Origin of the sequence: Streptomyces sp. NPDC058701, from assembly GCF_042715295.1 — a bacterium.
Taxonomy (GTDB): domain Bacteria; phylum Actinomycetota; class Actinomycetes; order Streptomycetales; family Streptomycetaceae; genus Streptomyces.
In genome coordinates, this window is record NZ_JBHXSY010000062.1 from 1 (window position 1) to 12,396 (window position 12,396).

Annotated in this window: 7 protein-coding genes and 1 pseudogene; all 8 read right to left on the reverse strand. The window is 66.0% G+C overall.

The features are described 5' to 3' along the window. Positions 1–26: 26 nt before the first annotated feature. Positions 27–587 carry a DUF6233 domain-containing protein gene (locus tag ACFWW8_RS35015; protein ID WP_386536017.1) on the reverse strand — a complete coding sequence of 187 codons (561 nt, stop codon included), beginning with the start codon at positions 585–587 and terminating at the stop codon, positions 27–29. Between the two features lie 3,323 nt (positions 588–3,910). Next, a complete protein-coding gene (locus ACFWW8_RS35020) occupies positions 3,911–4,720 on the reverse strand; it encodes a hypothetical protein (RefSeq protein ID WP_386535979.1) in 810 nt (269 codons plus the stop codon). Positions 4,721–5,090: 370 nt separating this feature from the next. Next, positions 5,091–5,510: a hypothetical protein gene (locus ACFWW8_RS35025; RefSeq protein WP_386535981.1), complete on the reverse strand. Its 420-nt coding sequence runs from the start codon at positions 5,508–5,510 to the stop codon at positions 5,091–5,093. 619 nt (positions 5,511–6,129) lie between these two features. Then, positions 6,130–7,131, reverse strand: coding sequence for a ParA family protein (locus tag ACFWW8_RS35030; RefSeq protein ID WP_386535984.1), 1,002 nt, complete (start codon positions 7,129–7,131; stop codon positions 6,130–6,132). Positions 7,132–8,248: 1,117 nt separating this feature from the next. Then, entirely contained in the window at positions 8,249–8,431 is a 183-nt protein-coding gene (locus ACFWW8_RS35035; protein WP_386536023.1) for a hypothetical protein, read from the reverse strand. A gap of 34 nt (positions 8,432–8,465) precedes the next feature. Beyond that, a pseudogene (locus tag ACFWW8_RS35040) lies at positions 8,466–9,134 on the reverse strand (IS5 family transposase); the annotation flags it as partial. 267 nt (positions 9,135–9,401) lie between these two features. Next, complete coding sequence (tpg, locus tag ACFWW8_RS35045; RefSeq protein ID WP_386535987.1) at positions 9,402–9,959, reverse strand: telomere-protecting terminal protein Tpg; 558 nt, start codon at positions 9,957–9,959, stop codon at positions 9,402–9,404. Positions 9,960–9,965: 6 nt separating this feature from the next. Further along, positions 9,966–12,254 carry a telomere-associated protein Tap gene (gene tap / locus ACFWW8_RS35050; protein ID WP_386535989.1) on the reverse strand — a complete coding sequence of 763 codons (2,289 nt, stop codon included), beginning with the start codon at positions 12,252–12,254 and terminating at the stop codon, positions 9,966–9,968. Positions 12,255–12,396 lie beyond the last annotated feature (142 nt).

Consider the following 12,396-nt stretch of genomic DNA (forward strand, 5'->3'; position numbering starts at 1 on the left):
GCAGCCTGCCCGGCACCACCGAAAGATCAGCTACACCACGTCAAGGGACATGACCCCGCGCTCTGGGTACAGCCGGACCGCATCCGGGCCTCGGCATCTTTTGGGATGCCGAGGCTCGCGTTCTCTGCCTCCCGCTGGCGTATGTCGGATCGGGCGTCAAAAAGGGAGGATGCGGCGTTGCATTCGCGGCAGGTGACGGCGCGGGGTTGCTTAAGGGCGTCGAGGGTCTGGTCGAGGTCGAGGGGTGTTCCGCCGGGCTGGCATGCGATGACGTGGACCAGAGTCGCTCTGGGGTGGCCGGGCCGGTGGGGCAGCTCCTGCACCGTCCATGCCTGCCTACCGCCGGCGTACGCCGCGGGCGTGCTGGCCAACCGGGTCGGCACCCTGCTGTGGTCACCGCCCTCATGGGACGCACATGGCGAGGCTCGGTCCCGGCGGGCCGCGGCTATGCAGTCGGGGCGTATACAGCCGTAGTCGGCGCACAAGGGACTGCCGTGTCTGACACGTGACCGGATCGGCTGCTTGCGGCCCTTGCCTGCGGAGGCCGCACGGTTCGCTGCAGGCGGGGGAAGAAATGTCGAGTCCATACCCGGGTGATTCTGCCTGCTCACTCTCCCGTCGTCGGTCAGTCGCCCTCCAAGCGGAACTCGCCCGCCAGTTCTGCCACGTACGCCGTCGTGGGCCCGCCAGGGACCGGGCCAATTGAGGAGGATCAATCTCGTTGACTGCGCCTCTGCGACACAGGCCTGACGATGAGAACGGCAGCCGGTTGAGCGACTCGGCCCTCCGGTTCATTGAGTCGCTTTCCGCAAAACTGCAGTACAAGGCCGCATTGAGCACTGGACAGCGACTCAAGCGACTGAACCGCGCCACATATGACGCACACGCGCACACGGGATCTCCTCATACACTCGAAGTTCAGTCGCTTCAGTCGCTGCTCGGCCCCCTGCAGCCGCTCTGACCTGTAGTCCTTGATAGCGACGTAACCCAGCGATTGAACTGGACTGAGTCGATACTTGGCGGGCGTTACGAGCTCGTTCCGTCAGATGGCCATGCTGTGTTGCGTCACCCGGCACCTGCAGCAAGGCGCGTTGTTGCAGACCTAGCTCGACGCGGCAATGCCCCCTGGACCCTCGGACCGGGCCGACAACGGCCACGTCGGCTTCTGCGACCCGGCCCGACGCAAGCTCGGCGCGGCATCACGGGCCGGCAGCCCGGGGGGACGCGGAGCACCGGCTCTGACTCAAGAGCCCCTGCGACTCCTACAGCAACGCCGCCAAGCGCCCAGCGGTGTCCCCGCCAGTCGACGACTTCTCTCCACACCTGGCCGAAGCAGCGATGGACGGCAGCTGAACAAAGCCCACTCCCCCACGCTCGGCCTGGCCGATCGCCCGGCCTTTCGGTGTCGGCTCCGGACTGGTGAACACGTCGACAAGGTCGCGGGGTGCACCATTGACTAGCAGTCTCCCGTGTCCAGTCCGGCTGCTGCCTGGTGGACAGGGGTGCAGGGGGCGAAGAGCTTCGGCTGGGATGAGCGGCTCGATTCCTACCCATATCACTTCGGTCAGGTCGCGGACACTCTGGAGAACTGGATCCATCAGCCCGGGGTGCGATCCGCCAAACGCACGTCTGGCCGACCGGAGCGGCTGAAGTGGACCTGGTGAAGGTTTTCGCAGGCCTGGAGCACACCTTGAGTGAGATGGTCTACGAGTATGAACGTGAACTTGGCGACGGCGTCGCCGTCCAGAGTTTCGCTGCTTCATCAGCTGCGGCGACCGTGCGGGCATCCTGTTCTTCTTGGTCAAGACCGGCTGCAACGGCTGCCTGGCGGACGGCAGCGACCCTGCGGCGAACATCCGTACAGGCCTGGTTCGCCGCCGTGATCTTCATGCCGGCAACAAGTCCCGCTCCTGCTGCATCCATGGCTTCGGTCTCCGCCTTCCGTAGGGCGGCCTGCACTGCACAGGAGCGACAGCGTCTGGTGCCATCCAGATTTTCGGCCCAGGAGGAGCAGTCCAGGCACCGAGCGGGCAGGGTTTCGTGGTGAGTGGATCCATGCACGGAGGCCGTAAGAGGGTGGGTGCTGTGCGCCTTATGCCGAGGAGCCGCCGGCGGGGGCTGGCAGATCCGGCATCGGCCACTCTCATTGAGCGGGCAGCGACACTCGGGGCACACTCCGGCGTCGAGAAGGTCCTGCCGTTTACGGGTAGTCCTGTGCTCAAGGCGTACGGCCAGGCATTCAGGGCACTGCTCCCCCGAATGCCAGCGGATGCCCTCCTCGCATCGCGGGTCGTGGCAGCCCCAGCGCACGGCGGCCACCCGCAGCAACCAGCCCGCAACGTTGCGCATGGCCTGGGGGGAGGTCCGGGCGAACCTCGACTCGAGCCGTGCCCGCAGCCGCTGCGGTTCCACGCCCTCGTCCAGCTGCGACCCAATCTGGCGCGCGAAGGCCCGCTGCACATAGACGGACACTCGCTGGATCAGCCACGTCACGGGCTCTACGACGAATGCCAGCCGGGGGCTGAACGTCAGAGCTGGCCCGCTGTAGGGGTCCTGGTGGGGTGTCGGCTGCTTGGAGGAGGGAGATGAGAGCCCTTCCGCGCGAAGCGCGAGACTTGCGGAATGTCTGGAGGCGGAGCTGTGAGTCTGCGTGCATTTTTGGCTAGTGTCGCGTGCTACTACCTGAGCCTCGCCTACGGCGGATGAGTTCAACCCACCTTCGAGCACGCGTCGGTCAGTCTGCGGGTCTTCCTCAGTCGCGAGGGATCCGTCACCGATTTCGTATCCCGATCCGTCACCAACACGGCAAACGGCGGCGCTTCTGTCGGAAGCCTGGGCAGAGGCACGATCGGGTCCTCTAGGCGCGCCGTCGCAGCCAGGACGGTCCAGGACTTCGTAGAGGTGCCGGCCCTGCAGCCCCTCGCGTCGGTGGACCCGCAGCCAGCCCAGTGCCTCCAAGGAATCGACGACTGCGGAGGCCGACCCCGCTCCGATGGGCTGCCCTGCCCGCTTGCCGGAGTGGTGCAGCAGAACCTCACCCAGCTGCGCCTGCGACACGTGCATGCCGCGGGCATCTGCGTAAGCAAGTGCTGCCCACGCCCGGAGCTGTCGTGGTTCGAGGAGTTCCGCAGCGATCACCGGTACCCAGACGAAGGGCTCTTGTCGCCGCAGCTGCCGAACGCGTCGCTCCGCGGTCGTCCCCAGTCCGCCGGTCTTGGTCCGGCGCCGTGAGGTCAGTTCGACCACGCCGTCGGTGGGGTCCGGGCGGGATAGTGCCCGCAGTCCGCGTTCCACGGTGGAACGGCTCATCCGCAGGTAGTCGGCGAGCACCGCGACGCCCGCCGTGCAACCTTCGGGTCGCCAGCCCAGGGCGGCGGCCTTGACGTAAACAGACAGGGCAGCGTCTGGGGCGGCGGGTGAGGAGACCAGCCGCCAGGGGACCTTTACCCGGCCCCGGCGGCTGAGGATCTCCTCGAGAGCGTGGGGCGTCAGTGCCGCTGAGGGGCGTCGACTGAGCCGGGTGCGGCCGACTGATGCGTGGGTCTTCGGGGTGGATGTGGGTTCGTCTGGGAGGGACGCTGTGCTGGCAGAAGACAGTGCGAAACCGTCCCCATGGTCAGGAGTCATAGTGCGCTCCAGGAGCTCGGGGTGGGTCGAAGCAGCAAAGAACTAGCGGACTGGCGCTGTAGGTGCCTGATCCGTGGTGGTTCCCGCATTGAGTTGTGGAATCGGCTGGGGCGTCACTTCCTCTGTCTGCAGCTGGTGTTCTGCGCCTGTAGGGGTTTGGTGAGGGTTTCTCTGGGTTCAGGAGCCGGGATCGATGGCGTTGGGTGGTGCCGCGGGCTAACAGGTGAAGTGACTGCTAGCCCGAGGCACCACCCAACGCTGCGTGGCTTGGAGTCTCGACGGCTCACTTCTTGCTCTTGCGCCTGGTCACTGGGGGCCCCTGTGACTGCGTGAGGTGGGTGAGCTGGGGCCCGTACTCGTCGAGGAGCTCGCGCCGGGCGAGGGGCCGCCTGACGAGGTTTCCCGCGCGCTCGTAGAGTTCCCACCAGAGGGACTGTCCGGAGCTGTTGCTGGCGACGGGGTGCTCGATCACCCGGATGTGCTCACTGGGGTGGCGAGTTGCCACGTGTGTCTTAAGAGCGCCGTGGGTGGGGGCATCCAGGGGGGCGTCGTGACCGGCTACGAAGACGGTGACCTGGTGGGGGACTGTTTTGAACCCGACAAGCTGTAGTTCCGTTCCGTTGGGCAGGCTCATGTGGCTTGTGGGCAGTGGAGCAGGCCACTGGAAGATGGTTTCCAGGCCGTGGGGCAGTTCCGCGATCCACTGGCCCAGGGGGATGCTGGCGAAGATGGCGCGGTCGGCTGTTGCGTTCAGGACGAACGCCGCGTGCTCGCCGGGCGAGTGGGTGATGACCGCTCCCTGGGGCGTGACCCAGAGCACGGAGTCGAGCTTGGTGGCTTCGTCCCGGGCGGAGTCTCGTGCCGCGTTGACTGCTTGCCGCTGCCAGGGCTCCAGGTTGCGCGAGATCGCTCGGGAACGGCGCTCGCCGGGCCACACCAGTTGATCGACGAAAGCGAAGACCCGGACGACGATGAGGTCCTCGCCGTCGAGTGCGCTGAGGTTCACCAGCCCGAGTTCAGCGGCCTTGTTGACCCAGGCGCGGTTGAGGTCGGCCTCGCTCGCGAGGCGTGCGGGCGGGACGTAGGCGGACACGGCGACTCCTGCTGGTGATTGTCCGATTGCTCCAGATCACCGTAGCGCACCGCGCGCCAAGTTTGTGTCACGACACGACACTTCATTCTGCCGGAGATCGGCGCCTACCTCAGCTTTTGGGTGGTTTCATCCTGCCAGGTTGCTCAATATGGTGTCGCGACGCGTCAATGAGTTCATCATGGTCCGCATGAACGCATAGCAACCTACTGAGTCACAACCATCCCTACAGGCATCCCTATAGGCATCACTACAGGCCGACCGGAGCACCTACTGAGTTGCCTACGAAGCCAGGCGGACAGCCGCCTTGAGCAGCGAAAACAGTGATGGGGGTCACCGCCTTAAGGCGGTGACCCCCATCACTGTTTCGTGTCTACCGACGAGGAGCGTTGATCTTTCCCAATGGTCCAGCAGCATCAAGCTCCGCAAGGAAGCGGTCCAGCGCCCCGGAGTAGACGTGAACGGCCGTACGCGCATGGCCCTCACGACGCAACGCATTCGGCAAGTCTGACGCGATGGCGTACACCTCCGGGCTCACCCGATGGCTGCCCTGTTGACCTGTCCCCACATCCGAATCGCGGGAGACCAGGAAGTCCTCGGCCAGCTGGAGCTGTTCGTCTATCGACGACGGTAGATGCCGAGCCATCGCCGCATCGACGTACTGGGCAGCTGTAAGCGTCTTGCCGGAGGACTTGCAGTCTTCAGCGACCCTCTTACTGAGTGACTCCACCAAATCGGCAGCAAAGCGGAACGGCTGGGTCTGCCACCCCTTCTTCCGCAGTTTCAGATCCAACCGACTGTCACGCCACGAGTTAAGCAACGCCGTGTGGACCTCACTCAGCTCCGCGGCCTCCTCGGCCGCATCCCCGTCACCGCCACCGGTGGGACGAGGCGCCGAGCGCCTTTGTCCAACCGAATCCGACGGCGTGCGTGGCTCCGTCGGGCGATCGCTGGCCGGAGCCGCTGCGGCCGGCGGTGTTACCGGTTCCGGCCGAGGCTCACCCCCTCCCCCTCGCCCTCCACCGGCAGAAGGCACTCCGCCCTCGAGGACCGCATCCGGGCCTCCGACGGCGGAAGGAGGCCCAGCTGCCGGCGGACTCGGCTGAACCGGCCCGGCCCGGAGCGCAGGGGAAGAAGCAGGGGTCTGCTCGGCCAGCGGTGCTGCACTTGAAGCAGGCGTCTCAGCGGTCGGCAAGGACGGAGCCGGCACCGTAGAAGGGGACGTGGCGTCGGCCTTCGGCCGAGCCTCTTGCGTGGGACCGCCGAGAACAGACCGTGCGACCACCGACGCTGCGCCGGACAGTGCAGGATTCGCCAGCAACGCCGAGCCTGTACGTGGCCGTAGGCCTGCGACCTTTTTCGCCGTCTTCCTCTTAGGTGCGGCTGACTGGTCCTTGGAGTGAGGAGAAGGCTCACTCATCAACGTCCTCCTCCATCAGCACCGGCTCCGCGATAGTCCACGTCGCACGCGGGAGTTCCATCCGGTCCAGGATCTCCTCGACCAGAGCGGTGTACTGCTTGCCACAGGACTGGTTGGTGAACCGGACGACCGCAGGCTTGCCGTGGATGTACGACTCCGAGATCCGGACGTCCCGACGGACATCGGTCACAAACGGAAACAACCCACGCCCGGGTTCAGCGTCGATGCCGTCACCGACCATGCCGTTCCTGATCTCAATGTCCTGCACCGTCCACGACGATTCCGGATTCGACCGGTTCAGCAGAGCTCCCAGAAGCTGGGGCTTGCACTCACCATCGGTGTTCTTCTCCACCGCGTGCGTCGCCGCACTCAGAACCAGAGCACCCTTGATCGACTGGTACTCGGGAACGCACAGCGTCACCACGAAGTCGGCCGCTGCCAGGGCGACTGCGTTGAGGTGGGACACCGCGGGGGGCGTGTCGATCAGCACGAAGTCGAATCCCTGCGCTTCCGCAAGGAGCAGGCGCCGAAGTAGCGCGGTCATGGCGTACGGCTTGGTGATGAAGGAGTTCTGCGCGGCTGACATCGAGGCTTCCTCAGAAGCCAGCACACAGAGACGGCCGTTGCCCTCGAAGCCGTCGAGGATGTCGTCCGTCCTATCGAACATTGCCTCTTGTAGGTGCGGCCGCGGGAACTTCTGCAGCGCCATCTGCAGGATGAAGCCGAGTGAGCGCTGGAGCTCCGCCGCTTCCTCGTCAGCGTTGTCCGCTCCCCCGAGCGTGATGCCCAGCGCTGTGCCGGCCTGCGCCTGTGGCTCCAGGTCGACGATCAGCACGTTGTAACCGGCCATGGCCAACCGCGCACCGAGGTTGACGGTGGTGGTCGTCTTGCCCACCCCGCCCTTCTGCGTGGCGATGGCAATGACCCTGGGCTGTGGCGCCTGGACCACACCGGAATCTTCCGCAGTGGTGAGAGACAGAGTGTTGGCAGTCATTGGACCGGCCTTCCAGAGCGGTTCAGGCGCGTGATAGGCGAAGCAACATCGGTTCTGTCATGTCGCGTCGGTTGCGGCGCTGCTACGCGGCGGTTTCGAAAGATGCAGTAGGTCATCGGCTCGGTGCTTTACTGACGAAATCGGACAGCGGATCGAGATGTCGCTTGCTTCGAGACCATCTGAAGTGCCACGACATGACACACGTGACGATAACAGTAGACCGAGTTGCCTGGAGGCTCATCGACCGCACTGACGGCGTGTCTGCCCGCAGGCGGCAGCGGGCCACGATGGGTAGCCGGCCTCGAGGGAGCGTGTGCGGCCGGGCTGCGGCCTGCGTTACCAGGCTGAACTCCGGCTCCACGCCTCCACGACGAGCGTCCCGGGCGGGCACACGGACGGAGAGAGGCAGAGCAGCGGACCCCACGGTAATGACCGCGCAGGTGCTGTCCGGTGCTGGGACGCATGGTCGCGCAGGCGGGAAGTCGTACTCGGACTACCGGGTACGCATCGAACCGAAGCTACAGCCGGGGAACGCGATGACTACTGCGGCGCTGAACATGCCATCCGCGCGGACATGTGAACCGCAGCAGATTCGGGGTGGAGCTGTATCGAACGCGCTCGTGCAGTACAACGCTGACCTACGTCCTAAATGAAGCGCTAACAAGACAGTCAGAGAGCGTGTTTCAGCAGTTCATGAGATGAGCAAGTAGGGACGCACATACGCAAGGGCGAACATGGCAAGGAAAATACAAGCCAAATGAAGTACGTGCAGGAGGCAAAGAGGATGCATCGAAACGAGTGGATGATTCACAAAATCCCAGGCGGCGTAAGTAAATGCGTGGATAAATCCCTACAGGCATGTATAGATGCCTACAGACCTATCAACTTCCATATAGAGGTGACGATCTAAAACACTACTGGTCTGGCTATGCATCTGACTACCGGAATACCTCTACGTAAACCTATGCGCATCCATACGCATCTAGCTACTGACATACCTACAAGAATGAGTGCACGGCGGCGTCCCCTCGGTCAGCTTGCACGGACCCTACCTACAAGAATCCATACAAGAGCAGGTAGAGCCGACCTTCGGCCCTAGGCAGTGTCTGACAAATGATCATGTGGCTGGTTCGCGGAGCCAGAGGATCAGCGAGGCCAGGACGACTCCGGCGCGGTAGCGGTCGGCGAGCTTGTCGAACCTGGTCGCGATCGCGCGGAACTGCTTGAGGCGTGCGAAGCATCGCTCGACCACGTTGCGGTCGCGGTAGACCTCCTTGTCGAAGGCGGGCGGCCGCGCCATGGCGCCCTCGGCGCCGGCGGTTGGCCGCTTGGTCGCGGCGCTCGGCGATCGTGACGGCGATGCCCCGACGCCGCAGCAGGTGCCGGATCGCCCGGCTGGAGTAGGCCTTGTCGCCCAGGACTCGGGTCGGTGTCGTGCGCGGGCGACCGGTGTCGGCTCGCGGAACACGGATCCCGGCCAGGACCTGGCCGAATGCGGTGCCGTCGTTGACGTTGCCGGGCGTGAGCATGATGGACATGGGCAGGCCCCGGCCGTCGACGGCGAGGTGGACCTTGGTGGTCAGCCCGCCTCGGGACCGGCCGAGGGCCTGGCGCGTCTGCGAACGGCCCGGATCTTCCAGTTCGTCCCCGTCTGCGGCCCCTTTTACGTGCGCCGGCGGCGTGCTGGTGGGCGCGGTTGACTGTGGAGTCGACGGCGACGGTCCACTCCACCCGGCCCACCGCGTCGTCACGTACCTGCACATGCTCCAACAGCCTTGCCCACGTGCCATCCGCCTCCCAGCGAGAGAACCGCTCGTAGACGGTCTGCCACGGCCATACCGCTCCGGCAGATCGCGCCACGGAGCCCCGGTCCGCAACCGCCACAGCACACCATTGACCACCTGCCGGTGATCACGCCACGGCCGACCACGCCCGTCCACCTGCGGCAACAAGGGCTCTATCCGCTCCCACGCCACGTCCGTCAACTCACCTCGACCAGCCACAAGATCAATTATCAGACAGGCCTTAAGCGTCTAGGTCGGTGCCGGGATGCACCAGTGTTCGGCAAGCTCAGCCGGGACTGCCAAGCGCGTGCACGGTGGAAGCCCTGCATGACCTCGGTCGAGATGTAGGACGCCTCGCCCTTCTCCTACGCGGCCGACGCTCCCTTCCGGCTCCTTACGTCCCACAGCCCGCTAGCGTTCGCGCTCACCCACCAGGTGCAATGCGCAGTCCGCATGCTCCGCTCTCGGAGGCGGTGCAGGAACCGGCTACAGGTCAAACTCCAGGTGCTCGATGTCGGTGAATCGGACTTCTTCGAGGGAGCCGGCACGGCGGCCGCCGTCTTGGAAGTAGGTCTCCCTGAGGGCTTCGGCGGCGATCTCCCGAAGACGGTCGTCCTCGGCCCCCTGCTCTTGGGCCTGAAAAAGGCGGGCGGTGTGCTGCGGTGGCAGGGCGACAGTCAGGTGCCGGATCCGGTCCTCATCCGTAGACCCGATCGGCGCGACGTAGCCGAGCCGGGCCCTGGTGTCGATGACGATGCCGTCGGTACTTGCCGCCCTCTCCCTGGCCTTCGCCCGGATCCGCGGCTGCCACCGGGCTTTCACCGCACGGTCCAGGCGCACGGCAAGATCCGCCCGGGGCTTCTTGATCTGTCCCTTCACATACCGCTCCACGGTGCGCTGGGAGACCCGCAGCATCTGGGCGACCGCACCGGTGCCTTTGTACTGCTTGACCAGGTACCGCATCTGCGCCCCCGCCGTCTTCGGCGCCGGGCGGGTGAACGCCTTCTGCACTGCCTTGTCCAGGCCGTCGCCGAACGTACTCATCGTTCGCTACTCCCCGTTGTCGGTGTCGGTGACGGTGCCGTCCTTGATGTAGCGGGCGAGGTTCAGCTCGGGGGCCTCGAACTGCTCGCGGATGCCCTCTCCCCACAGGACGGTCTGGGTGCCCTCGTGCTTGACCAGGCCGGGATTGACCCCGAGTTTGAAGCCGCCCGGTAGTGGCTTGCCCTCGCGGTACGGCAGAAAGTCCAGCGGGCTTGCGCCGTCGACGGCGTAGACAACGCAGTCGGACAGGATCGCGACCGGATACTGGCCGGTGAACGACGCATGCTTGACGATCTTGCGGTGCAGGTTGATGCGGGTGCGGGAGATGACGGCAGCGCGGATGTCGGGCCGCCACGTCGGGCGGGACAGCGCGCGCCACGGCTCCCCAGACCTCCATCCCTCGCCGCGGGGACGCTCGCGCAGTTTCCCCAGCCCGCCCTTCACGGTCGCCTTGACTGCCGAGACGACGGTGGCCATCTCCGGGTCACGGCCCTTGTAGGCGTCCATGGCTGTGAGGAAGTCCTGCGGCGGCAGGTCCGCGTCGACACCGAGGTCGGCCATCGTCATGAGGTAGGCATCGCGCAGTCGCGTGTACCAGCCGTCCAGGTAGCGGCCGTTCTCGTAGCGGACGTACGCCTCGGTCGGCGCAACCTCATAGCCCAGCTCCTGTGCGTAGGCGACGGTCGGCGTTGCGTACCACGCCGGCCCCGCCGGCCGATCGCCCTTCGGCGTGAACGGGGAGGGCAGCAACGTGCCCTCCAGCTCCACCCACTCCTTGCCGACCTTCACCCGCGACAGGTCGACACCGCTCAGGTCGACCAGCCACGAGCCGGGCAGTTTCGGATCGAACACCGGGTTCTTCACGTGCGATGGCGCGCCCAGGCCGACGACCAGCCCGTTCGCTCCGGCGGCGAACGCCATGTTGACGTCCAGGCCCACAAGGTGACTGCGTAGGCACTCGGCGTCGGTGAGCGGACGCGCCCAGTCGTACGCCTCCTCGAACAGCTTCTCCCCCGGTCCGCGAACGTGGAAGCGCGGCAGATCCTTGAGAAGCGGGTGCCCGTCCGGCGCTTCGCACGGCGCACAGTCCACCGGATCTTTGCCCAGGGATCCCGGCGTCTTCTCGTCCGCCTTCCGCAGGATGCCGGTCGCTTCGTCCCGCACGGCGTAGGTTGGCGGGTGCAGGGCGGTCATGAGCTCGAGGCCGGTGACGGCAGTGGAGCCGCGTGGTGTCATTACCCGGGCCGCGTACGTGCCGAGGAGCCGGGCAAGCCGCGCCGGTGGGAGCTGAGCGGCGGTGCCCCAGTGCCGGGTGTCCAGCGCGTTCCACGTCGGGATGCACAGCTGGACGCACTGGCGGTCCGAACCCTTGGCGGGGCGGTAGATCCGCGCCCACGGGCCGAATCCGCGCTTGGTGAGCTGCCAGTCGGCGCGCGTGAACTGCTTGATGACCTTGTGGCCCTCTGGGATACGCCCGGCGAGCCGCTCTTCCTCGGTGAGGGCGATGGGCAGGCCGTAGCGCTCCAATGCGGCCTGGGTGAGCACGAGTAGCGGGTCGGCCGCCCTTCCCGGCCCGGACAGCTTTGGCTGACCGAGCTTCGCCTCCTTGAGGGTCCAGTCCACCAGGGACGGCAGGCTCTTGGCGGGCACGTCCAGGACCAGGCCGCCGACGCAGTACGCCAGCACCTTGCCGTCCGCTACGTCGACGACTGCCAGCGGCCCGTTTTCGAACCGCGGGTCCATCTCACCCGCTGAGGTCCCGTCCGGGGCTTGAGCTGCGGCCGGGGCTGCCTTGTTCACGTCGGGATGGCGCGACGTCGAGGACGCCGGCCTGGACGTGCTGGCCTGACCTGTCACGGCCGCCGGAGCGGTGGCAGCAAGGCTGCCAAGGGCGGGAGCGGAACTTCTCTGGGTGCTCTCGGTTCCTGTCAGTATCGCAACCTCGGGGGCCGGGCCCCTGGACAGAATCCGCGCTTCCGTGGGGGCCGGCACGGTTGTGAAGGTGGTCGGCACCGCAGCATCAGGGGGATTCGAGGCCGAGGCCGGCGCTGCTGGGGCGGGATAGAGCTCCGCCAGCTGTGCCAACAGCCGGGCGTAGGCGTCACGTTCCGGCGGCCGCGGCTCGGTCTTGCCGGACTCCCACGCGCTGACCGTGGCTCGGCGCACCTTCAGCGCCGTGGCCACCTCATCGATCGTCAGGCCGTGCGCGGCACGCAGCCGCTTGCGCTCCCCCGGCGGCGGGAGCGTGGCGCGGGACGCGACCAGCGCGTCGACTGCATCAAACAACTCGGACATTGAGCACCTCCTGATCAACACCCTATCCCGTGCAACGTACGAATTCCGTCCATTCAGCGTACGGATCGCGTACTGATGTCAGCCGGCAGTGAAGGATCGAGGTGAGGCCTGCTGGTTGTCCTGTCTCAGTGGAAGAGAGTGG